Annotated in this window: 22 protein-coding genes and 3 pseudogenes; 20 read left to right on the forward strand and 5 right to left on the reverse strand. The window is 65.0% G+C overall.

Annotated features, from left to right (window positions below; genetic code table 11):
- Positions 1 to 13: 13 nt before the first annotated feature.
- Positions 14 to 682 carry a RibD family protein gene (locus LBW94_RS19185; RefSeq protein ID WP_225062310.1) on the forward strand — a complete coding sequence of 223 codons (669 nt, stop codon included), beginning with the start codon at positions 14 to 16 and terminating at the stop codon, positions 680 to 682.
- Entirely contained in the window at positions 679 to 1,137 is a 459-nt protein-coding gene (locus LBW94_RS19190; protein ID WP_225062311.1) for a deaminase, read from the forward strand. The genes LBW94_RS19185 and LBW94_RS19190 overlap by 4 nt, the downstream gene beginning before the upstream one ends.
- A gap of 196 nt (positions 1,138 to 1,333) precedes the next feature.
- Here the strand turns inward: LBW94_RS19190 and LBW94_RS19195 are convergent, their stop codons facing one another.
- Positions 1,334 to 1,984, reverse strand: a complete 651-nt coding sequence (locus LBW94_RS19195; RefSeq protein ID WP_225062312.1) for a hypothetical protein — start codon at positions 1,982 to 1,984, stop codon at positions 1,334 to 1,336.
- Positions 1,985 to 2,405: 421 nt separating this feature from the next.
- Between LBW94_RS19195 and LBW94_RS19200 the strand changes: the two genes are divergently transcribed.
- From LBW94_RS19200 to LBW94_RS19220, 5 genes are all read left to right on the forward strand, one after another.
- Positions 2,406 to 2,591 (forward strand): hypothetical protein, encoded by a 186-nt coding sequence (locus tag LBW94_RS19200; protein ID WP_225062313.1) that lies wholly within the window; start codon positions 2,406 to 2,408, stop codon positions 2,589 to 2,591.
- A 38-nt stretch (positions 2,592 to 2,629) separates the two neighbouring features.
- Positions 2,630 to 3,067, forward strand: a complete 438-nt coding sequence (locus tag LBW94_RS19205) for a hypothetical protein (protein WP_225062314.1) — start codon at positions 2,630 to 2,632, stop codon at positions 3,065 to 3,067.
- 463 nt (positions 3,068 to 3,530) lie between these two features.
- Positions 3,531 to 4,022: a hypothetical protein gene (locus LBW94_RS19210; protein WP_225062315.1), complete on the forward strand. Its 492-nt coding sequence runs from the start codon at positions 3,531 to 3,533 to the stop codon at positions 4,020 to 4,022.
- Complete coding sequence (locus tag LBW94_RS19215) at positions 4,007 to 4,936, forward strand: hypothetical protein (RefSeq protein WP_225062316.1); 930 nt, start codon at positions 4,007 to 4,009, stop codon at positions 4,934 to 4,936. Before LBW94_RS19210 ends, LBW94_RS19215 begins: the two co-directional genes overlap by 16 nt.
- A 105-nt stretch (positions 4,937 to 5,041) precedes the next feature.
- Positions 5,042 to 5,899, forward strand: a complete 858-nt coding sequence (locus LBW94_RS19220; RefSeq protein WP_225062317.1) for a class I SAM-dependent methyltransferase — start codon at positions 5,042 to 5,044, stop codon at positions 5,897 to 5,899.
- A gap of 205 nt (positions 5,900 to 6,104) precedes the next feature.
- Here the strand turns inward: LBW94_RS19220 and LBW94_RS19225 are convergent.
- Positions 6,105 to 7,238: pseudogene (locus LBW94_RS19225) on the reverse strand (IS701 family transposase); the annotation flags it as partial.
- Between the two features lie 112 nt (positions 7,239 to 7,350).
- Between LBW94_RS19225 and LBW94_RS19230 the strand changes: the two are divergent.
- From LBW94_RS19230 to LBW94_RS19245, 4 genes and pseudogenes are all read left to right on the forward strand, one after another.
- Positions 7,351 to 8,657: pseudogene (locus LBW94_RS19230) on the forward strand (IS701 family transposase).
- Positions 8,658 to 8,694: 37 nt separating this feature from the next.
- A protein-coding gene (locus tag LBW94_RS19235; protein ID WP_266271503.1) for an IS5 family transposase occupies positions 8,695 to 9,613 on the forward strand; the annotation gives its coding sequence in 2 pieces (ribosomal slippage) (positions 8,695 to 9,062 and positions 9,061 to 9,613; 921 coding nt in all).
- A 350-nt stretch (positions 9,614 to 9,963) separates the two neighbouring features.
- Positions 9,964 to 10,467, forward strand: coding sequence for a hypothetical protein (locus LBW94_RS19240; protein WP_225062782.1), 504 nt, complete (start codon positions 9,964 to 9,966; stop codon positions 10,465 to 10,467).
- Positions 10,464 to 10,922 carry a hypothetical protein gene (locus LBW94_RS19245; RefSeq protein WP_225062783.1) on the forward strand — a complete coding sequence of 153 codons (459 nt, stop codon included), beginning with the start codon at positions 10,464 to 10,466 and terminating at the stop codon, positions 10,920 to 10,922. The genes LBW94_RS19240 and LBW94_RS19245 overlap by 4 nt, the downstream gene beginning before the upstream one ends.
- Here the strand turns inward: LBW94_RS19245 and LBW94_RS19250 are convergent.
- Positions 10,919 to 11,278 carry a GNAT family N-acetyltransferase gene (locus LBW94_RS19250; protein ID WP_225062784.1) on the reverse strand — a complete coding sequence of 120 codons (360 nt, stop codon included), beginning with the start codon at positions 11,276 to 11,278 and terminating at the stop codon, positions 10,919 to 10,921. The genes LBW94_RS19245 and LBW94_RS19250 overlap by 4 nt on opposite strands.
- Positions 11,279 to 11,364: 86 nt before the next feature.
- Between LBW94_RS19250 and LBW94_RS19255 the strand changes: the two genes are divergently transcribed.
- The 4 genes and pseudogenes from LBW94_RS19255 (at position 11,365) to LBW94_RS19270 (ending at position 15,036) form a co-directional block, all read left to right on the forward strand.
- Positions 11,365 to 12,536, forward strand: a protein-coding gene (locus LBW94_RS19255) for an IS3 family transposase (protein WP_416276885.1) whose coding sequence is annotated in 2 segments (ribosomal slippage) — positions 11,365 to 11,617 and positions 11,617 to 12,536 — 1,173 coding nt in all. Because the reading frame shifts where the segments join, the coding sequence is not laid out codon by codon here.
- Between the two features lie 227 nt (positions 12,537 to 12,763).
- Positions 12,764 to 13,441 carry a site-specific integrase gene (locus tag LBW94_RS19260; protein WP_225062778.1) on the forward strand — a complete coding sequence of 226 codons (678 nt, stop codon included), beginning with the start codon at positions 12,764 to 12,766 and terminating at the stop codon, positions 13,439 to 13,441.
- 755 nt (positions 13,442 to 14,196) lie between these two features.
- Positions 14,197 to 14,433, forward strand: a pseudogene (locus tag LBW94_RS44225) (hypothetical protein); the annotation flags it as partial.
- 102 nt (positions 14,434 to 14,535) lie between these two features.
- Positions 14,536 to 15,036 carry a hypothetical protein gene (locus tag LBW94_RS19270; protein ID WP_225062794.1) on the forward strand — a complete coding sequence of 167 codons (501 nt, stop codon included), beginning with the start codon at positions 14,536 to 14,538 and terminating at the stop codon, positions 15,034 to 15,036.
- Here the strand turns inward: LBW94_RS19270 and LBW94_RS19275 are convergent.
- On the reverse strand, positions 15,000 to 15,842 hold the full coding sequence (locus LBW94_RS19275; RefSeq protein ID WP_225062795.1) for an IS5 family transposase: 843 nt from the start codon (positions 15,840 to 15,842) through the stop codon (positions 15,000 to 15,002). The two genes, LBW94_RS19270 and LBW94_RS19275, sit on opposite strands and share 37 nt — an antisense overlap.
- Before the next feature lie 326 nt (positions 15,843 to 16,168).
- Between LBW94_RS19275 and LBW94_RS19280 the strand changes: the two genes are divergently transcribed.
- The 5 genes from LBW94_RS19280 to LBW94_RS19300 all read left to right on the forward strand — a co-directional run bounded on the left by LBW94_RS19280 (position 16,169) and on the right by LBW94_RS19300 (position 22,065).
- Positions 16,169 to 17,194, forward strand: a complete 1,026-nt coding sequence (locus tag LBW94_RS19280) for a tyrosine-type recombinase/integrase (protein WP_225062725.1) — start codon at positions 16,169 to 16,171, stop codon at positions 17,192 to 17,194.
- Positions 17,191 to 17,673, forward strand: coding sequence for a hypothetical protein (locus tag LBW94_RS19285; RefSeq protein WP_225062724.1), 483 nt, complete (start codon positions 17,191 to 17,193; stop codon positions 17,671 to 17,673). The genes LBW94_RS19280 and LBW94_RS19285 overlap by 4 nt, the downstream gene beginning before the upstream one ends.
- A gap of 175 nt (positions 17,674 to 17,848) precedes the next feature.
- A complete protein-coding gene (gene istA, locus LBW94_RS19290) occupies positions 17,849 to 19,390 on the forward strand; it encodes an IS21 family transposase (protein WP_323137885.1) in 1,542 nt (513 codons plus the stop codon).
- 59 nt (positions 19,391 to 19,449) lie between these two features.
- Entirely contained in the window at positions 19,450 to 20,205 is a 756-nt protein-coding gene (gene istB / locus LBW94_RS19295; protein ID WP_225062723.1) for an IS21-like element helper ATPase IstB, read from the forward strand.
- A 135-nt stretch (positions 20,206 to 20,340) separates the two neighbouring features.
- A complete protein-coding gene (locus tag LBW94_RS19300) occupies positions 20,341 to 22,065 on the forward strand; it encodes a tyrosine-type recombinase/integrase (RefSeq protein WP_266271509.1) in 1,725 nt (574 codons plus the stop codon).
- A gap of 131 nt (positions 22,066 to 22,196) precedes the next feature.
- Here the strand turns inward: LBW94_RS19300 and LBW94_RS19305 are convergent, their stop codons facing one another.
- Positions 22,197 to 22,733: a GNAT family N-acetyltransferase gene (locus LBW94_RS19305; protein WP_225062839.1), complete on the reverse strand. Its 537-nt coding sequence runs from the start codon at positions 22,731 to 22,733 to the stop codon at positions 22,197 to 22,199.
- Positions 22,734 to 23,004 lie beyond the last annotated feature (271 nt).

The following is a 23,004-nucleotide window of genomic DNA, read 5'->3' on the forward strand; positions in this document are numbered from 1 at the left end:
CCGTCCTCACGTCGTGTTGTCGGCGGCGGCCAGCGTGGATGGCTTCCTCGACGACACGAGCCCGGTCCGGTTGTTGCTGTCGAACGACGCGGATTTCGATCGCGTGGACCAGCTGCGCGCCGAGGCCGATGCCATCATGGTCGGCGCGGAGACCATTCGGACTGACAATCCGCGTCTGACGGTGAAATCGGCGCAGCGGCAAGCGGAACGGGTCGCTGCGGGCCAGCCTCCGAATCCGCTGAAGGTGACGGTCACCCGGTCCGGGGACCTGGATCCCGAGGCGAAGGTCTGGCATCACGGGGTCGAACAGACCCCGGTCGTCTACGCGCCGGAGGCCGGCGCGGTGCTGGCGGGCGCTCGACTGGGCGGGCTCGCGGACGTCGTCGCGCTGCCGGGCAGCCGGATCGAGTTCAGCGCGATCCTGGACGATCTCGGCGCGCGTGGTGTGAAGCGACTCATGGTGGAGGGCGGGAGCCAGGTTATCGCCGGATTCCTCGCGGGTGGCCTGGTCGATGATCTTCTGCTCGCGATCGGACCTACCCTTGTCGGCGATGCGGGCGCACCACGGTTCGCGCGCCCGGCCCGGTACCCAGGTGGGCCCACACGAAGGATGAGGCTGGTGGACGTCACTGCGATCGGCGACGTCGCACTGTTGCACTACCGACCCAAGGAGGATTCGTGACCGAACTCGATCACACGCATTGGATGAATCGGGCCATCGAACTGGCGAAGTTGTGCCCGGTGGTGGAGGGCGCGTTCTCGGTGGGCGCGGTGATCGTCGGCGCCGACGGCGAGGAGATCTCGACCGGCTATTCCCGTGAGACCGATGCGAAGGTGCACGCGGAGGAGTCGGCTCTCGACAAGCTCGACAAGGCGGATCCGCGGCTGGCGACGGCGACGATCTACAGCACTTTGGAGCCGTGCTCGGAGCGCGCGACGAAGACCCGCCTGCCCTGCACGGACCGGATCCTCGAGGCGAAGATCCCGACGGTGGTGATCGCCTGGCGTGAGCCGTCGACGTTCGTGGAGGACTGCGTCGGTGTGGAGAAGCTGGCTCAGGAAGGTGTCACTGTCATCGAGATGCCCGAACTGGCCGAGGCGGCGATGGAGATGAACCGGCACCTGAACCTGTCGTAGGCGCGGGCTGGGGCGCTTCGGCTGGGCAGAGTTGCGCGACGTGTAGACGGCTGTGGCCGCTACCGGTCTCGATGGCGAACTCGCACAGGCCCAGCCATGCGCCGTCGGTGGTGCGTGCCCGTCATTGGCGGAGGACAGGCACGGTCGCAGTGAGGTCGAGCCCGCCGGCCTTAGCCGGGTCTAGATAAGCAGACGCCTACTTCGACTTCCGGTCGGAGATGTGGCGAGCAATGATCTGCGCAGTCAACATGGGATTCCAGATAGCACGCAAGAGCTGAGCGGCAAACTCGCCGAAGCCACCCGGGTCGAAGGCGAGGAGGAGCGCCAAAGCGACGTAGCCACCTCCGATCGTAATGAAGGGCCACGCGGACGAATCACCGCGCGCTGTGGCAACGGCACCTAAGGCCAGAAACACCAGACCAAACGCAGCCATCATTAACCCGAGCCCGAGCCGCTGTGTGGTCGCTTGAGCGGCGGCCCGCGCCTGCACGATAGCGTCGACCTGCTCCTCAGCATTGGAGGACTCGGAAGGCGTTTCAGATGCTTCGACCTTTGGCAAATCGCCCAGTTTGTCGACTTCTCGGATCTCGCCCAGTGTCAGTTCTATCGACTGATACACAGTCTCTTTGCCGGGCAGGTCCTCCGGCCAGTTGTTGACCACGCCGATGAGCTTTTCCAATTTCTCATGCGGAGTTTTACGTGTGGTCCGCATCGAGAACAGGCCAGCGATGAAGGGCGCGGTTAGCGGGGCTACCAGCGCGAGGTATGGGAGCCACCACGGGCCGGGTGAGCCGGACGAGCCGTTGTTGCTCTGCGGTGCAGGATCGGCTGCGAGCCAATGGATCACGGGCCGATCCTGCCAGAAGTCTCTGACTCTGCGTCACCGTTCAAGCGCAACCGTCCCAGCACCCGCCCAGATCGCCCGAGAGCGCGCGAACCGGGATCATCTCCCTATTGGCATGGTCGAACCCGCTGCGTGGCGTCCGCGACGCAATCGGGTGACGGCCGTGAGCCTTTACTCGCGGGCTGAACCAGGCCGACTCGTTGCTCATCCATCCACGACCGAGCCGACCTCAATCCTCTTGGAGGACAGCGTGAAACGTTCTTTTCGACTGCGACTGCGTTATCGGGCTGCACTGTATTGGCTGGGCCACCTCAATCCACGGACCTGGCCGGCCAGACTTCGGACTGCGCGGTGGCGTCGGCGAATCGATGCCGCGCATAGCGCCGCATTGCTGCATCCCTATCGCGGCGCGGACTCTGACACCTTGCCCGCCATCGAAGTCGCGGGATCGTTGGTCTTCGTCTACCTCGACCGACAGTGCAAAGCACTGCATGTGTCGGTGGACCTGGATACCACCGAGCCGTGGCTGCTGGACGCCGACGAGTGCGTCCCGATGCTCATCACGGTCAACGGCACCGCCGTCTACTCCGCTGGCGGAGTCGCATCGTGAGGCTTCCTAACTCCTCCCGCGCAAAGGATCGACCCGCTGTGTCCGCACCGTGCCCCGGCCACCACCTCCAGGTTCACCAGCACGCGCAGGCGCTTCTGCGCGAACTGGTCGAACTCGACACTGCCGCCTGCATTCAGAGTCTGTTGTCCGTCGAGGACCTCGACTGCCCGCCCCCCAGCAACGACCTGTACCACCGGATCAGAACCGCCGACTCCGCGCTCACGCGGTACCTGATCGAGCACCGCGACCTGTTGGGCACGCTGCCGGACTGGGCGTCGTCGTACGATCTCATCGACAGACCCGCCGAAGCCGGCTACGACTTCTCACCCTTCGACAGCACAAGCCCTGCCGACCTCACCGAGCGATCACCACTAGCGATGGCCCGCGACCGGAACTCTAACTTTAGCGGCGCGAACTTCGACACCGGGTCTTCCCCGCTGCCTGCCCACGACCACGAGGCAAACCCCCGGCGCTGAACGGTGGTCGCTCGCTCGGTGCTGCGTTCACCGGCGCCCTCGGTCCGCCGTTGCCCGCCGTCCTGACGCCGACGCGATCAAGCAGTGGATCGCCGACCCGCACGCTCCGGCGTTCACGCTGTCGCAGCCGACCCCCAGACGGCAGCAGACGACGTCGCCGAACTCATCCATGACGCAGTCACCCATGACGTGCGGACCGGAAATCGCGACGGGTCTCCTCATCAACGCCACGGACCCTGGCCCCCGCGACACCGGTGACAGCGGCAGCGCGCGCCACTCGCCCCGCCACCGAGGACGTATCGCTTGCCACGGTGGCCCGTTTCCCACCTCGAACAGGCTGCGTTCACACCGCAACTTTGCTCACCTGACACCGCCGCCTCGGGAACCGGTACCACACCCGAACCCATCGAGAACTTCTCAGCGTCCCGACTGCCCGAGGCGCACACTCAGGAAAGGGCCACCCGTGAATATGTTGTGGTACATCGAATTCGCCTCCGGCGAGGAAATACAGGTCGAAGCACCGACCTGCGCCGACGCTGCCGCGCTCGCGCACCGCCGAGTCCCGGGCGCCATCCTCATCGAGGTGTCGGCCGTGCCCGCGTGGTATGCCCTCGAACTCGCCTACGGCAACCTCTGGGAGGACCTGCTCGCGCGAGTGATCCGCCCCGACTCACCGGCCCCCGGCGTATGGTCCGACCACGATTGGCTGGCGCTCGTACCCACTCGCGCACTCGATGCCGACGGCACGATCCGGCCCACTGGTATCGCCGATTACCGGCACCGGCACCTGCACCGGCTCTGGGGAAACATCCCCTCCGTCCGGTTCGACGGCGGGCTCGTCCGTATCCAGGCTTTCGGCGCGGCACCCGCGAACCTCATCGCCGTCGTGAACCACTACCTCCGCGGCGACGGCCCGCTCGACGCATCACCCACAGCACCGTGCGCGCCGAACTGAACCTCACCGACACTGCCACCATCCGAGTCGCGGTCCGTACCGCTGAGCCGGTCGGCGGGCAGTGGCGCATCGCCTATTGCCCCACCGGCGCGCTCGGCGACACCGCCGGTGAAAAGGCCGCGATCGGCGAGCAGCTGCCCGGGGGCTGCCGGGGCGAGGTGATCGTCCTCGACGCGGTCCCCGGATTCCCGGCAGGGTGCGCAACCCGGTCGAACGCGACTGCGGCACACCACGACACAGTGGGTAGCCCGCACAGCCACTGCGAGCACGCCTTCCGGCCGATCCCGCTGCGATCCTCGTTCGATCCCACCACCGCGGGGCCGGTATTCACCGCCCTGGCCACGACCAGCGGACTCGAGATCGAGGCGCTCGACAGCGACGAATGGATCTGCCGCTGTGGCAATCGGGCCGACCTCCGAGCACTTCGTTGTGCCCCCACCCGTGAGGGTGATCGTCTCCGGCAAGCCGAAATGGGTGCATCCAACGCGGGCGTGCGGCTTCTTCTCAGCCGGGCCGGGACCGCCGCCGGCGAAACTCTCTACTCCTCAGAGGATCTCGTGAACAACCATATCTCCGACACCCACGCCACGATGGGCCGCGCACCTGAGCCCGGTGCCGTCGGTCCCGGTCACCCCAACAGTTCGGTCGACCTCTCGCAGACGTCGCCAGACCAGGGTGCAGCTGCCGAACGCGAGTGTGGCTGGAGGTGCGGCGACCGGGCTCCGGGCCACGGTCACTTCACGGTGATCGTGCGAGAAACGACCGGCAAACTGCTGGGCCGTCTCGGCGGTGACGGCACGACCACGCACCGGAGGGTGCATGCCGCGGTCCTATCCCGGGCGCGCGCGGAATATCTCGCCAAGGACATCATGGCCCGCCACCAGGACCTCACTGCCACCGTCCGCCCGTTCTGACCCGCAGCTACTCTACCGCCTCCATCGGAAACAACTCGGCCGAACAACTGCCCCGAACCTGGTAAACCGCTCGCGCTCGGCGAAATGCCCGGGGCCAGCCGAATCATGCGCAGGCCATTCCGTCAACCTTCACAACCGGAAAGGCGGTCGTCGATGGCCGTAAGAACATCAGTGCCGGTGCCCCAATTCGCGCGGGAAATCCTGGCCGAATCGCGCACCGAGGGAAACAAACTGTTTCTCCCGACGCAGCTCACACAGTCCGTGTACAAGAAAGTCAACCGGGTGATCGAGGCCATGGGCGGTAAATGGAGCCGCCGAGAACAGGCCCACCTTTTCCCCGGTGACCCTGCCGAAATCATCGCGGCAGCCGTGGCCAGCGGCAGAACCCCCACCACGGACGGCAAGATCCTCGAGGCGTACTACGCCACACCCGAGCTGTTGGCCACACGCATTGTCACCGGCGAACACTCCGGCATCGCCGATCTCGAGGCGGGTACCGGCGTCCTGGAGCCCTCTGCGGGCGAGGGGGCGTTGGTGCGGGCGATTCTGCACGCCAATCCGGACGTGCACGTCACGGCGGTGGAGCCCAATCCCGAACGCGCCGCCACCATCGGATCTGATCCGCGGGTGAGCGTGGTGGTGTCCAGCTTCGAGCAGTTCGCTGCGACCGCACCCAGGCCGTTCGCTGCGGTGGTGATGAACCCGCCGTTCGCGCTGTCGGGCCAGCCGACGGTGTGGATGGACCACCTCTACACCGCCTGGGACCTGCTGATCCCCGGTGGCCAACTCCTGGCGATCGCGCCCGGCGGCTATACCTGGCGACCCCAGCACAAATACCGGGCGATGCGCGATTTCATCGCCACACACGGCGGCTACGAGGAACTGCCCGCCCGGGCATTCGCCACCTCCGGCACCGAGGTCGACAGCGTCTTCCTCCACGCCCGTCGCCCGACGGACCTCTAGCACGACAGTTGTATTTCGTTGTTTTGTAATCGTTTCTGTTGGTGGCGGAGTTGTCGGGCGTGTGCTTGGTGGCGGCGGCGCCAGTGGCAGGTGGCGAGTGCGTGGGTGAGGGTGCGGGCGGGGTGGAGCACTATCGCCAGGAGACGGCGGATGTCGGCGACTGTGATTCGGCCCAGCCCGCGTGGGCTTTTGGGTCGGTGGCGGCGGTGACGGCGAGGAAGGCGTGGGCGAGCATGGCGAGGGTGATGTGCCGGTACCAGGGATGCCATTTGCGGACTTGGTAGTGGTCGAGGCCGCACTGGTCCTTGGCGGCCTGGAAGCACTCTTCGACCGCCCATCGGGCGCCGGCCACGGCCACGACCTGTTCCCGCTCGATGGTGGCGGGGTGGAAGCACAGGTAATAGGCGATATCGGCAGGGTTGTCGAGGGATCGGCGGGCCAGCAGGGTTCTGGTGTATCCGGCGGGGAGGTCACCGAAATTGGGGAGGGTGGCCCAGGCCCAGTCGTATTCGCGTTCGCCGCGTTCACCGAGTCCTGCCGAGACGCGGTGCCAGGCTTGTGCGGGTGCTCGGGCGACGAGGGTGTCGACGCGGCGGCGGCCGTCGAGGTCGGGCACGGTGTGCCGGACCGGCACCTCGAGGACGTAGGACAGGCGGCGGGTCTCGCAGAAGGCCCGGAACCGGCCGTCGCGGCCGTAGGCAGAGTCCGCGGCCACCCATCCTGCGGGCACTCCGGCGTCCAGGGTCCGGGCGATCATCATCTCCGCGAGCCTGGGCTTCGTCAGAAGACCTGTACTGCAACGTGTTTCGGGTATGCCTGCTTCGATACAGCGATCGCGGTCACCGATCCACGACTCGGGCAGGTAGAGCTCTCGGTCGATCAGCGCCCGGCCCGAGCGCCCGGCGTAGGCGAGGAACACCCCGAGCTGAGAATTCTCCACACGCCCGGCCGTCCCGGAGTACTGGCGTTGCACACCCGCGGACTTCACCCCCTTCTTCAAGAACCCGGTCTCGTCCGGAACCAGGACTCCATCAGGGCAGGCCAGCGCCTCGGCGACGTACGCCCGCAGGCAATCGCGCAACTCGTCGGCGTCCCACCGCGACCGATTCAAGAAATGTTGTAACCGGCCCGGATCCTCCTCTCCCGCAGCCTCGGACAACTGCCACGTATTCTTCCGCTCCACCGGCGCCAGCAACCCCGTCAGATACGACCGCGCCCACCGCCGCGGCTCCGCCCGATAGAACACCCCCGCCACCCGCGCGAACACCTCATCGAAACTCACTCGCCACGCCGAAACATCCTCTGCGGCAACATCACCCAGCACGAGACGACAAGGTATCCCACCATCGGTCCGACTGCAAAACAACGAAATACAACTGTCGTGCTAGTACTCCAGCATCACTTCGTGATGTTGTTGGGTAGCATGTGTTTTCGTGGTGGTTGGTGAGGATCTGGTCGCGTGGTCGGCTGGGCTGGAGGAGTTGTTCGGTCGGGTGGCGGGCCGGTTTCATCGTGCGGAGCCGCGATGGCGGGCCAGGATGTATGTGCGGGGGTTGCTGGCGCCGTTGGCGGGGAAGAACGGTTGGACGCTGGCCGAGGCTGCGGGTGATGTGACGCCGATCGGGATGCAGCGGCTGTTGAACGCGGCGGCGTGGGATGTCGACGGTGTGCGTGACGACGCGCGTGCCTATGCCGTCGAGCACCTGGGCGACGCGGACGGTGTGCTCGTCGTCGACGAGACCGGGTTTCTGAAGAAGGGTGTGAAATCCGCTGGGGTGCAACGTCAGTACTCGGGTACGGCCGGCCGGATCGAGAATTGCCAGCTCGGTGTGTTCTGTGCTTATACGAGTGTGAAGGGCCGCACGCTGATCGATCGGGAGTTGTATCTGCCGAAGTCGTGGACCGGTGATCGGGACCGCTGCCGGACCGCCGGGGTGCCCGACGAGGTGGAGTTCGCGACGAAACAGGTTCTGGCGCAACGGATGCTGGCGCGGGCGCTGGATGCGGGGGTGCCCGCGCGGTGGGTCACCGCCGACGAGGCATACGGGGGTGATTCGAAGTTCCGCCGCTGGCTCGAGCGGCGCCGGATCGGGTATGTGGTGGCTGTGCCCAGCAACGCACCGGTGGTGTCACTGCGAGGCAGCTGGCGCGCCGATCAGATCGTCGCGGACGCGCCACCGGAGGCGTGGAAACGTCTGTCCTGCGGTGACGGCGCGAAGGGGCCTCGATTGTTCGACTGGGCCGTGGCCACGCTGCCCAGCGTCAGCGAGGCCGGCAGCGGATGGCGGCGCTGGCTTCTGGCCCGCCGGTCATTGACCCGCGGCACCAACGGTGAACTGGAGGTCGCTTATTACTTCTGCGGTGCCCCAGCCGGTACCAGCGACGCCGATCTGGTCCGGGTTGCCGGTGCCCGCTGGGCGGTCGAGGACTGTTTCCAGACCGCGAAAACCGAAGTCGGGCTGGACCAGTACCAGGTCCGCCGCTACGACGCCTGGTATCGGCACATCACCCTCGCGATGCTCGCCCACACCTACCTCGCCGTCACCGCCGCGATCTCCCCAAAAGTATTGGCAGCGGCCTCATTCCACTCACCCTCGGAGAGATCAAACGTCTCCTGGCACACCTGATCACCCCGACCCCGAACCTCACGGCGGCACTGCACTGGTCGGCCTGGCGCAGGCGACACCAGCACCACGCCAAACAAGCCCACCACCAGCGGCGACACCGATTACATCACGAAGTGATGCTGGAGTACTAGGGCGTGTCTCCCAATAGATCGGTGGCGGTGCGGCAGCATGGTCGTCGTGGTTGTGGTTGGTGATCGGTTTCGGGTGTTGACGGATGCGCAGTGGGAGTTGCTGGAGTTGCTGCTGCCGAAATCCGAAGGGCGCGTGGGCCGTAACTTCAGTGATAGCCGCCTGATCGTGGAGGGATTGCTGTACCGGCTGCGGGTCAGCGGGCCGTGGCGGGACCTGCCGGCGGTGTTCGGGCCGTGGCAGACGGTGTGGAAGCGCCATCGCCGCTATGCCGCTGATGGGACGTGGGACAAGGTGCTGATCGCGTTGGCCGCGCTGGCCGACGTGTCCGGTGATCTGGACTGGGTGGCGTCGATCGACACCACGATCGTGCGGGTTCACCAGCACGGTGCGAACGCCGCCCGCCACACAGGGGGCTCCCTCGAATTACACGAATCTGCTCGATGAGCCTGCCGATCACGGGATCGGCCGGTCTCGTGGCGGGCTGACGACGAAGATCCACCTGATCACCGATGGTGCCGGTCGCGGCCTGTCGGTGCTGATCACGCCCGGTCAGGCCGGCGACAGTCCCTTTCTCGGTGAGGTGCTCGACGGTGTCAGGGTGCCCCGCCTCGGCGGCGGGGCACCACGGACGAATCCGGACGCACTGCTCGGCGACAAGGCGTATTCGTCGGCAGCGAATCGGAAACTGCTGCGCCGCAGACGGATACGAGCTGTCATTCCCGAGCGTGCCGATCAGCTCGCCAATCGGAAACGCAAGGGCCGTGACGGTGGCAGGGCGCCCTCGTTCGACCGGGAGGCGTACAAGGGACGCAACGTCGTCGAACGGGCCTTCAACAAGGCCAAACAGTGGCGGGCCGTCGCCACCCGCTACGACAAGCTGGCGCTGACCTACCGTGCAGGCGTCGTCATGGCCCTCGTAGTCGAATGGCTCAAACTATTGGGAGACAAGACCTAGCAGCCCCGTCTGCGCACACCTCCATGCGGGTGTGCGCCCTGCCGGATTTCGAGCCGACTCGAAAGGCGACGTGAGGGTGGACAACAAATCACCGGCCGTCGAATCGATGGATTCCGGCCACACATGGGCCGCAACCGTGGAAGCGATTCTCCCGACCCACCATGCGGTTGCTCTGCAAGAAATCGCCCCGGCGATCACGCAATACCCGCAGGACGCCGGTGTTCTGATCGCCGCTGCCGGCCTGTTGGGCCCCACACATCCGTTGATGCGCAACAAGGACCTCTACCGGTCCCACTGTCGCGAGATCCTCACGCGTCGCCGAGGTGAACAAGCACGAAGCCGACCGCAACGTGGAGCTGGTCTGGACCGAGTTCCGCAACTACCAGCAAGGCATCCTGCCCGCCGGCCCCGGCGCTCGCGAGCTGACCGAATTCTTCGCCCACGTCGACGGCGAGATCACAGACCCGACCGCACCGAAAATCCAAGCCAGCGACCGGGAAATCCTCAACCTGCTCACCAAACGCGCCCGCACCCTGCACCTGGGAACCGCGAACTACTGCTGGTTCAGCGACCCATCCCGGGCGCTCTGCCTCAAACTCGCCGGCACCCCACACGCTGACCGGCCCCTGGCGGGCATGTGTGACTCGGCACGCTGCCCGCAAGCCACCCACCACCAACACCACCGGCCCGTCTGGGCCGAACACGCCGAACAGACCAAGACGTTCCTCGGCGCCATCGGCACGACCCGCCGCACCGACAGGACCCGTCTGCAAGCCGACTACGACCGAGCCAGACGTGTCATCGAAGCCATCGACGCCGCCGCCATCTCCGACACGAACACGGACGTCGCATGAGAATCAGTGCCACACAACGCATCCAGAACGAGAACCGCATTCGCGCCGCCATGGACCGGCTGCTACGCGGCGAGATACCACCCAGCGGAGGCTGCGATATCAAAACCCTCGCACTCGAGGCCGGAGTCGACCGAACAGCCTTCTACGGCACCCGGCCCTACGCACACCTACGCGCGGAGTTCGAGCACCGGATTCAGCAACTGCAGCACGCTGGAGAAACCCCGGACCCGAGAGCCGCGCAGATCCAACGACTGAAAGTGGAGGCCGATAAGCTCAAAGACCGCCTTACACAGGCAAATTCGACAATCGAGGAACTCACCACCTTCCGAACCCACGCTCTCTCGAGACTCGCGGCGCAACACGAAGAGATCCAGCGGCTTCGCACGGTCGCCGATCCGAAAACAAACATCACCCACCTGCCGCCGACGCGGCAGAAGTTGATCGGACCGTGCTAACCGACCGCGGCATCGTGGCGCGATCCGGGCTCGGCCGCGTCGAGTTGCCACCAATAGCCTGCATCGTTATGAAGCGAGGGTTCCCCACCGGCGGCTTCATACAGAGCCTTCGCAGCAGCGTTGTCCTCATCGGTGAACAACCACATCCTGCGATGGCCCTCCGCCATCGCCAGATCGCGGAACGCCGTCAGCAGTGCACGTCCGACGCCCTGCTTCCGGAATCGCTCGACGACACCGATCTCATACAACTGCACCTGGGAATAGCCGCCAGCATGACGTTGCCGCATTCCCCACACCCATCCAACGATTTCGCTGCCCTCCAAGGCGACGAAGGTGATCGTCGCTGGATCCTGCAAGAACGGCGCGTGGTCTCGGACTGAGGTGCCCGGAGTTTTTCGGACAGTGGCTCAAAGTAGGATTTGGGTAACTGAACGGAGTTGTTGTGGCACAGAAGAAGTCGCGTCAGTTCAGCCCGGAGTTCCGGGAGACGGCCGCGCGGGAAGTGGTGGAGAAGTCGCGTGCGATCGAGGATGTCGCGCGTGACTGCGGGGTGACCGGGCAGACGATCCGGAATTGGGTGAAAGACTTCCGGAGCGCGCATACCGGCGATTCCGGTTTGTCGGTTTCCGAGCGGGCGCGGTTGAAGGAGTTGGAGCGGCGGGTCCGGGAACTGGAAGAGGAGAACCGCTTCTTGGGAAAATCGGTGGCCTTCTTCGCGAAGAAGCACCGGTGAGCTCGAAGTACGCGTTCATCGCCTCCGAAGAAGGCAATCATTCAGTCGTGGCTATGTGCCGGTGGGCGAAGGTTTCGCGGTCCGGGTATTACGCGTGGCATGGCCGTGGACCGTCGGCCACCGCCCGGAATCGTGAGATCCTCGCCGCGGAGGTCCAGTTCTGTTTCGAGCATTCCGACGGCACCTACGGCTACCGGCGTATCCATGCCCAGCTGGCCCGCTGGGGCACGATCGCGGATTGTGGCACCGTGCGTGTGATCATGCGCGAGCTGGGCCTGATGCCGTGTCAGCCGCGACCGTTCAGGCCGATCACCACCCTTGCCGGCGATGCCGCGCAGCTGCCGGACCTGGTGCACCGCGACTTCACCGCCGAGGCGCCGGCACGCAAACTGGTCGGCGATATCACCTATATCCGCACGTGGGAGGGATGGCTCTATCTGGCAACCGTGCTGGACTGCTATTCGAAGAAGGTGGTCGGATATGCGATGGCCGAGCACATGCGCACCGAACTGGTTGCCGACGCCCTGCGCATGGCGGCCCGGAATCTGCCGTTCATTCCCGGCGAAACCATCTTCCACAGCGACCGGGGAGCGCAATACGTTTCTGCCGAATTCGCTTCGGTAGCCGATGAACTCGGTGCCCGCCGGTCCGTAGGCCGGACAGGATCATGCTACGACAATGCCTGGGCGGAATCGTTCAACGGAACCCTGAAGAACGAGCGCGTGAACCGCACCCAGTATCCCACACGCGAACACGCGAGGAAGGACATCATCAGCTATATCGAATTGCGGTACAATCAGATTCGGATCCATTCCGGGATTGACTACCGAACACCCAACGAAGTAGAGTCCGGATGGTTCGAGCGGAATCGAGCAGCCTGAGAAGTCAAAATCTCACTGTCCGAGAACTTTCCCGCCCCTCAGACCACAACACCACGGAACCTCCGCACCGCGGCATCGATCAATCCATGATCTCGGTCAGTCAGCTGGCGAACAAGCACACCCCATACTCAACCACCCGGCGGAGATACATCGAACGGTCCTCGAGGACCTCCCAACGGGAAGCCCATACGATGCCGATCGGTGAGCCAGTCCCATCTCGTCGAGGCGTGACCTCGGTCACTTCGCCAGGGCTGCAATGCAACACGCGCCGTCATCGGAGTGGCAGAAGCAGGCCACTGCCGCCTTGCTGCTCAATCGCCACATGCACCCGACCGCACACGGCCACTGCCGAGACAAGCAGGTTCTTCGCCACCGAACTGGTCAACAGCGGCCTGCCGATCCACATCGGCGCCGCCGTACTCGGCCACCTGAACGTGCAAACCACACGCGGCTACGTCGCCGTCTTCAACGAGGACGTCATCCGCCACTACGCCGCGTTCCTCGAACAACGGCGGCAACTACGTCCGACCGACGAATACCGCCCACCCGCGGCCGATGAATGGAATGAATTCGAAGGCCACTTCGACAAACGCAAAGTCGAACTCGGCTCCTGCGGTCGCCCGTACGGCATACCCTGCCAGCACGAACACGCCTGCATCCGCTGCCCGATGCTGCACGTCAACCCCCGAATGATCACCAGACTCCACGAACTCGAAGCTGACCTGACCGCCCGCCACGAACGCGCACTCGCCGAAGGCTGGGCCGGGGAAATCGAGGGCATCGAACTGACGCTCACGTTTCTACGGGCCAAACGCGACGATACCCAACGCCGAATGCATCGCCCTGCCGTCGATATCGGCATCCCCGTCATTCCCCAAGAACTGGACCCGCAGGAGAAGCGATGAGGCTGTCGAACCCAAAGCTGAGCGAAGCACGGATACGGATGAAGGAGGTCTCACCGCTGACCAGCGTCACCAACGAGCCTGCAATTGTCGGCGCCAGCACGGCCTTCGAAATGATCTTCCCGGTCTCGGCGGAGAACAGTCACCTCTGCGTCCAGATCCCCTACGGACGGCGTTACTCCGATGTCTTCGCGCAGGACACGGCGGAGCAGCCAGACAGCTTTGGATCCCGGACCATCCAGCCAACGGTGCAGTGCCTCCGCGTCGTTCGCGGTGTCGCCGCCGGCGGCGACACCGAGCAGAGTCCTGTAGCAGCTGCCCAACCCGAGGTCGACTTCAGATGCCACATCCAGCACGCGATCGGGCGCGATCATCTGCGCCCGTGCATACATCTCCCGATAGCGCAGGCGTGCTGCTTCGACTCGGGACAGATCATCAACGACTACACCGCCGAGTTGCATCACGTGGTCGTGCATACACATGCGGTAGTCCCGAGCCGAGGTGTTGAGATCCGAGTACGCGGTACGTTTCTCTTCGAACTCCTGCTTGCGATCGGAGTTCGCGACGTCCTCGACTCGCTGGAGACGCTGCGTGTCGGCGTCGATCTGCTTACCGCGCAGCGTGGCGACCTGTGCCGCTACCGCGGCACCAAGCGTGCCGACCACGCCGACCGCAGCGACGGCCAAGCCAACCAATTCTGTACTCACACAATGAATTATCGCCCGATCATCCGTATCCGTCACTGGTTCCAGCTGGTGCAGAGAAGCACCAGTGAGTACAAGCTTGCCCCCATCAACCGGAAAGTGCGGGAGTTGTTGGGGGCCGAGCCTCCTCGTTATCGCACGGTTCCGCGTGGTCGAGTCGCGGAGCAGTGGATCGGGTTCTCTGTCGATGAGATCGACCGCGTGAAAGACCGCGAGGACAACCGGTACACGCGTAAGCGTTATCCGCTGCTGGAGCTGGGCATGTCCCGCAAGGACTGCGAGCGATGGCTGAGTGCCTGTGTACAAACTGATCGAATAGTGGTCTTGGCGTGGTGATCTGCGGGAATGGGCGGGGTCTGTCGGAGTGGTTGCTGGGGGCCTATCCTCGTGGCGGTGACACAGTCGTGGCGTGGGGAACTGGCCCGGCGGGAGGCTGCGGCCGTGGAGGAGGCCGAGGGGCTGCGGCGGCGGATCACCGAGCTGGCCGGGCAGTTGCAGGCGTGTGAGCAGCGGTTGTCCCGGTTGGTGATCACGCGGGAGACCCTCGCCGAGATCGATGCTGAGGCTGGGCCCGGTGACCCGGGTCCGGAGTCGGAAGTGGCAGCGCTGCATCCTGTTTCGGGGAGCGCGTCGCCGATCGGCGCGGTGGTGGTGCCGCAGCGGGAACCTGGGATGGACCCGGCGGTGGTGCTGCCGGGCGATTACCTCGACATTCTCGAGGTTCTCGCCGACGCCGGTGAGGGCGGGTTGCGGGCCGGGAAGGTCGCCGCCGGACTCGGGGTCCCGGTCGAGGACCGGTCGAAGGTGGAGGGGGTGCGGGCGAAGCTGAAACGCCTGGCTGCTCGCGGGTGGGCCGATCAGCAGGCGACGGGGCTGTTCACCGTCGCGCGGTGACGTGGCGCCCGGGCCAGCCGGCGGGTCATGAGCAGGATCATCGACCAGTGCACGAGGGCTTCGTGGTGGACAGGTAGTCGTTCGTAGTCGCGGGCCAGCCGGCGGCTGCCAGACAGCCACGACAGGCTGCGTTCGACCACCCAGCGGCGGGGCAGGACGACAAATCCGCTGGTGTCGTCGCCGCGTTTCACGATCTCGATCGTGATCCGGAGTGCCTGTTTCGCCCAGACGACGAGTTTCCCGGCGTAGGCGCCGTCGGCCCAGACCAGCGCGATCGTGTGGAACAGCTGCCGGATGCGTTGCAGGACCAGGCGTGCGCCGTCGCGGTCCTGGACCGACGCTGCGGTCACCGCCACCACCAGCAGCAATCCCGTGGTGTCGACGACGACGTGCCGTGTGCGGCCGTTGATTTTCTTCCCGGCGTCGAACCCGCGACTGCCGGCACCGACGGTCTCGGCCGCACGGACGGACTGCGAGTCGATGATCGCCGCGGTCGGGTCCGGGTCGCGGCCCTCGGCAGCGCGCACCAGGTCCCGTAGATCGTTGTGGACGGCGAGCACATCCCCGGACACCCACCAGCGGGTGAACGCCGCGTGCACGGTCCGCCAGGGCGGGAAGTCCGCAGGCAGATTGCGCCACTTGCAGCCGTTGTCGTCCACATAGAAGATCGCGTCGATCACCTGCCGCCTGCAGTACTCCTCCGGGCGGCCCCCACCGCCGTCGAGCCACACCGGCCACGGCAGCAGCGGTCCGAGGATCGCCCACTGCTCGTCGGTCAGATCGGACGTGTAACGGCGTTGGCGCACAGCATGTTTCCTGCCGTGACCGAACCGGCAGGCGACACACCCGCAACCGTTATCGGCGATTTCGCTGCCAACCTCGGCAGCGGTGGAGTACAACGACATACGGGACCTTTTGAGGCAAACGGTGATTCGTAGCCATCCGTTGCTACCAGAAGGTCCCACCCATTCCGCCCCGACACGCGGGCCCCCAGCACACACACCGCAAGCCCCCTACGCGCCAGCGATCAGTTTGTACACAGGCACTGAGGTCGGCTGGGTGGGGCAGCGTCGCGAAGTCAGCGTGCATCGGTTGCCTTATGTGGAATATGAGGGGACTACGTTGCCATCTCATGATCACAGTCTGTTGGGAACACTTTCCGCTGGTCGAGCAGCACGACGAGGCGCGTCGTTGGTTGCAGTTCACTGCCAATCTGGGTCGTGCCGCGAACACCGTGGATGCCTACGGTCGAGCCGTGCAGGACCACTTGGCATTCTGCCTGTTGGTCGGCGCAGACCCTGCAACCGCACGAGCAGACCTGGTTGCCGCGTGGATCGGCGATATGCTCCAACGATCGAATCCTCGTTCCGGCGCAGCAGGTTTGGCGAATGCCACGATCCAGCAACGCGTCGTCGCGGTGCGCGGCTTCTACGACTTTCTGGTCGAGGAGGAGATCCGTGAACGAAATCCGGTCCGCCGCGGTCAAGCCGGCCGCGGCGGACGTCTTCCTCGGCAGGGGCTCGTTCGACGAGTTGAGAAGGCACCATGGATTCCCAACGAGCACGCCTGGGACCAGATTCTGACGACATGCGAGTCCGAACCGCTCCGAAACCGGTTGATGGTGACCGTCGCCTACGACGGCGCGCTTCGCCGTGAGGAACTGGTGTCGCTGGAGATCGGCGACCTCGAACCCGCCTGGTCCTTGATTCACCTGCGTGCTGAAACGACTAAATCTAAACGAGCACGGGAGGTTTCGTTCGGCAGTGTCTCTGCGCAACTGCTGGTCGCCTACCTGCGTCAACGCAGTGAGCAGTTCGGCCGTGTCGACGGAGCGCTGTTCTTGAGCCAATCGCGACGCAACCGGGGCAAGCCTCTGGGATTGTCGAGTTGGTCGAAGATCGTGACCAGCATCGCGCAGCGAGCACACGTTCCTCAGCTGTCGACTCACACGTTCCGGCATCTGCGCCTGACCGACCTCGCTCGCGCCGACTGGACCATCGACGAGATCGCCCAGTACGCCGGGCATCGTGATCTGTCGACGACGTTGAAATACATCCATCTGTCGGGCCGAGAACTCGCCGCCAAGATGCACAAGGCCACCCGTTCGTTGCACGCGGACCGAGAGCAGCGCCTCGCTGCTTTGGCGGAGGTGTGGTGACCATGCTGACCGATGACGAACTCGACGCTCTCGCAGGCGCATACGTTCCTACCTCGCCACGACTCACCGGGGACCGGCGACGTCGGCTGCACCGGTTGCTGGAACCACTCGACCAAGTCACGCGGGAGTGGACCTCGACCAACGTGGCCCGTGTTCGCAACACGCTGCTGCACCGCGTGTACCTCGATCGCCGACCGTACTGGGACTGGGACCATGCTGTGTGGGTCGACGTCGCCGAACGAGCTGGAAAGTCCACCGACAGTTCGCGTCGCGGACCCGTCGTCGCTGCGGCGCACGCGCTGGGCCTGCACCGCAGGCTGCATCACCTCGTACAAGTCAACGAGGCGTGGGTTGCCGAGCTCGTCTTCGGCCGCGACGCCGTCCAAGCCGTGGTCGATGAAGTCGTCGACACGCTGCGCAGCTGGGACTCGTCTCGGCACACGGTCAGCGGTCAAGTAATTCCCCCAGGTGAGGGGTAGTTCCGTCACGGAATTCCTCCACTGGTCCGTCACGGTTTTCCTCCACCGGCCGTCACGTAATTCCTCCACCCGGCGGTGTGTCGCTGGTCGGCGTGTCTCGCACACATGTTCGCCTGTACCTCGGCAGTTGTTCCGGCGAGGAGGGCGAGCGGAGATGGCGAGGAGAAGTTTCTCGATGTTTGATCTTGTCGAGCTCTACACCCACTGGCAGGCCGGTCGCGGGCAGCGCGAGTTGGCAGCATCGCTGGGTATCGACCGGAAAACGATCCGGAAGTATGTTGCGCCTGCGGTCGCGGCCGGCATCACACCGGGCGTGGGCCCGGCACTGTCGGCCGAACAATGGTCACAGCGGGTAGCGGAATGGTTTCCCGCACTGCATGATCCAGGTGCGCGGGCGGTGACGTGGTCGTTGATCGACCCACACGCCGATCGCATCAAGTCCTGGCTCGGTCACCGTGTCACGGTCGCCACGATCGCGCAGAGACTGCGCGACGACCATGGCGTCGGAGTATCGGAATCGTCGGTAAGGCGTTGGATAGCAGCCCATTTCGCCGACGAGGCCGCACGCGGCAAGGTGACGGTGCCACGGCCACCGGTCGATCCGGGCAGCGAAGCCCAGATCGACTACGGCCGCCTCGGTTCGTGGTTCGACCCGGTGTCGGGGCGGCGGGTGACGGTGCAGGCGTTCGTGATGGTGTTGTCGTGTTCGCGGATGCCGTTCCTGCAACCGGTGCTGTCGATGGATCGAACATCGTGGTGCGCTTCACATGTCGCGGCGTTCGAGTTCTTCGGCGGAGTCCCCGCACGGCTGGTGATCGACAATCTGCGCACCGGTGTCGACAAACCCGATCTCTACGACCCGAAACTCAACCGCACCTACGCCGAACTCGCCGTTCATTACCAGACGTTGATCGATCCCGCGAGGGTCCGCAAGCCGAAGGACAAACCGCGCGTCGAACGCCAGATGCAATACGTCCGCGACTCGTTCTGGCGCGGAAGAGATTTCACTACCCTGGCCCAGATGCAGGACGAAGCGGCAAGGTGGTGCCTCGACGTCGCCGGTCTGCGCAATTCCCGGGCCCTGGACGGCGGGCAGCCGTTACGGGTGTTCGAAGCGGTCGAACGCGACGCTCTGATGCCACTGCCGGTGGCGCCGTTCGTGCTGACGAGGTGGTCGACCGGGAAAGTCGGGCTCGATACCCACATCAAGATCGGGAAGGCCCTGTATTCGGTGCCGTGGCGGTTGATCGGGCAGACCCTGCACGCCCGCACCAGCGGCGATATCGTGCAGATCTTCCGCGACCAGCACGTCGTCGCCACCCACGTCCTGCACTTGTCGGGCCGGTCGACGAATATGGAGCATTACCCGCCGGAGACGGTCGCGTTCCATCTGCAGGGCCCGACCTGGTGCCGCAAGATCGCCGTCGATATCGGCCCGGCTTGCGAACTGGTCATCGGTGACCTGTTGTCACCCAACGCGATCCACCATTTACGCGCCGCGCAGGGCATCCTGCGGTTGCGGGAGAAATACGGCATCGACCGGCTCGAAGCGGCCTGCTCGCGCGCGATCGAGGTCGGTGACCCGTCCTACCGCACCGTCAAGGGCATCCTCGCGGCCGGCACCGAAACCGGGGATCCGTTCGCCGGCACCGGCACCGGCGACATCTGCTCCGTCCCGGCGTTCCTGCGCGGCCCCAGCCAGTTCAGCAGCAACTGACGCCCCGACCCGCCGCACCCGATCTGTTCAATTCTTCACTCCAGCAAGGAAACACACTCATGTCCATCAGCGACCCTGCCCTGCGCGATGTTCTGCGCACACTGAAACTCACCGGCATGCTCGACACCCTCGACGCGCGCCTGGCCCAGACCCGTGACGGGAAGCTCGGGCATCTGGAATTCCTGCAGGTCCTCTGCGAGGACGAGATCGCCCGCCGCGAAACCAACGCTCTCACACGACGAATCCGGCGAGCGAAGTTCGAGGAACACGCCACATTCGAGGACTTCGACTTCGCCGCGAACCCGAAACTCCCCTCCGCGATGATCCGTGACCTGGCCGCTCTGCGCTGGCTCGATTCCGGTGAATCGGTCATCCTCTACGGGCCGGTCGGAGTCGGGAAAACCCATGTCGCACAAGCACTCGGCCATGCGGTCGCCCGCCGCGGCGGTGACGTCCGCTTCGCCAAGACCAGCCGGGTCCTCGCCGATCTGGCCGGTGGTCACGCGGACCGGTCCTGGGGCAGGAGGATTCGTGAATACACGCGCCCGCACGTGTTGATCCTCGACGACTTCGCGATGCGGGAACACACCGCACTGCACGCCGACGATCTCTACGAGCTGATCAGCGAACGCGCCCTGTCCGCCAAGCCGCTGATCCTGACCAGCAACCGGGCCCCGAAGGACTGGTACGGCCTGTTCCCGAACCCGGTCGTCGCCGAAAGCCTGCTCGACCGATTGATCAACACCAGCCATCAGGTCCTGATGGACGGGCCGTCGTTCCGGCCCCGCAAACGACCCGGCCGACCCACCAACTGACCCTCGACACGGCGCTCGCTACGCTCCCAGCGAGGCACGTCCACTGGAGGAATTCCGTGACGACAACCCGGAGGAATTGCCTGACGGCCGACAACTGTCATCGGCCAGATCCCGGCCGCTCTCAGTGACCTGCTGTTGGTCACCGGCAAACCGGCCCTGATCAACATCACCGACGACGAGATCCGGACTCTGGCAAGCAGATACGGCAAAGGTGCCCGCCGCAGTGGGCTGCTGAAGATCTCCCGAGTGCTCGCGCACAAGGGCATCATCGCCGAGCCGATCCACCCCAACCAGCGCCAACGCGGACCACGTCCAGACACCCTCGCCAGCGTTCCCGCCACCTGGCTGGGCTGGGCGCAACGCTGGCGCGACCTGTCAACCAGCGAACCAGGCACCATCCGAGGAAGATTCGCGGTCATCCTCATCGCCGGCCGGTGGGCCGCCGAGAAACACCCCGAGGCGCTGGAGCCACAGCTGTGGACGCGCGAGATCGCCGCCGAGTACGTCGCGGACACCCTGCACGCCGTTCACGGGCAGTGGGCTGGTCACAACCGGAACACCAGCAAGTTCGGCCAGGAGCTGACCGCGGTGGGTAAGGTCCAGCGCATCGACAGCCTTCGGGCCTTCTTCCTCGATCTGATCGAGTGGGAGTGGATCACGCCCAGATTCGACCCTCGGAAGGTCTTGTCTGGTCCGCTCTCGGTGCGCGCCCAGATAGGGCCGAACCCTCGCATCATCGACGATGTCTCATGGGCCAAGCTGATGGCAGCCGGGTTGACGCTCAACACCGACGACCTCAAGGAATACGGCACACCCCGAGCGAAGGCCGCGACCACCGCTCGCCGCACCTACTACCCCATCGAGATGATCCGGGCCCTTGTCGGGGTGTGGCTGTTCGGCGGATGCCGCATAGATGAGATCCGCCGCCTCGAACTCGACTGCGTCGATCGCGACGAGGGCCGCGATGAGCAGACCGGGGAGGCATTCCCGATCTGTCTGCTTCGGGTGCCGCACAACAAGACGTCGCGACCGTTCACCAAACCCGTCGATCCGATCGTGGGCCAGCTCATCGATGCCTGGAAACATGTCCGGCCGCCGCAACCCGACATCGAGGACCGCAAGACCCGCCAACGCCGACAATTTCTGTTCTGCGTTCGCGGCGAGCCCATCGGCCACGCCTACCTCAACGACCACATTCTTCCCGTCCTCTGCGCGAAGGCCGGTATCCCCGAGAGTGATTCACGCGGAGCACTCACCAGCCACCGCGCCCGATCCACGATCGCCACCCAGCTACTGAACGCACCCGAGCCGCTGTCCATCGCTGATCTCAAAGAATGGCTCGGCCACAAACACATCTCCAGCACCCGCCACTACGCCGCGATCCTGCAACGACGGCTGACCGCGGCCTATCGTAAGGCCGACTACTTCGCCCGCAACGTCCGAACCATCCAAGTCCTCATCGACCGGGAATCCATCCTCACGGGCGCCGCCAGCGGAGGCGATCAGCCCTGGAAGTACTACGACCTCGGCGACGGCTACTGCACCTACGATTTCTTCGCCAAGTGCCAGCACCGGCTCGCCTGTGCACGATGCCCGTTCTACCTGCCGAAAGCATCCAGTGCTGGCCAACTTCTGGCAGTCAAGGAGGGCGTCGACCAAATGCTCGAACGCCTCGAACTCACCGACGACGAACGCGAAGCGCTCGAGGGCGACAGGGAGGTGCTCCTCCAACTCGCCGATCGACTTGCCGACGTCCCAACGCCTGCCGGACCGACGCCCAGCCAACTCGGCACAGACCAAGCGTTCATCGCACTGACCGAGCTTCAGGAGAGTATCGGCCGGTCGGCTGGCTCCACCTAGCCCGCATTTCAACCGAAGAAGTCCGCTCGCGAACGTCACGGAAATGCCGATTACCGCGCCGCACTTACTTCGCGAGAGCATCGAACGAGCGATGGCCAGTGGTATCGAGTCACGATGGACGAAGTCGGGTGTCAGAGCTGTCTCGTGAGGAACACGGTGATCCCGCGGACCGCGTCGACTTCGGTGCGCTCGGTTTCGGTGAAACCGACCTTCGCCAGCACACGGCGAGAAGCGATGTTCCAGTCCCAGACTGTAGCCCACAGACGTTCGTACCCGGAGGATCTCGCCCAGTCCAGAACCGCCAACGAGGCTTCGGTGGCGTACCCGTGACCCCAGACTCGGCGAAGCAACTCGAACGCCAGCTCCGGTTCCCCCTCTGCTCCCCGTCCAGTGTCTACCAGTCCGCAGTAGCCAATGACGTCCCGGTCGACCTTGCGCTGGACCGCCAGCAAGCCGGTAGACGACGGCTGCTCGGTACGGATCCCATCCTCGAGCTCTGCGAGTGTGGGGTATCCATCCGCGTCGATTCGACGGTGCGGAGGCACTCGTGGATCACGTTCGGTCCACAGCTCGCGCTGGACGACGGCCTCGGCTACCCGCCAAGGCCTGAGCAGTAGGCGACTGGTCTCCAACACAACCTCGCGGCCCGGCGTCACTCCAGCTGGCATGAAAGCAACTCTCTCACAGGGGAACACACGACGATGCCGCATACCGAGCGAAATCTGCTGTGCCCAAAAAGCATCCGCTCATGCCGATTACCGGATGTTTGAGATCGGTCGACGGACGAAGGATTCTCGACGGTGCCGCACCACAGACTGGTCGGTCGATAATTTCCCCGAATCCTATTGCAGTTCAGCGATTTTCGTACCGCGCATTGCGGGTTGCGGTCCTCACGCGGCGGCACGTCCGGTTGTCGCGAATGCCCCGGCACAAGAGGGT

The sequence above is a fragment of the Nocardia sp. alder85J genome (genome assembly GCF_020176955.2).
Lineage (GTDB): Bacteria > Actinomycetota > Actinomycetes > Mycobacteriales > Mycobacteriaceae > Nocardia.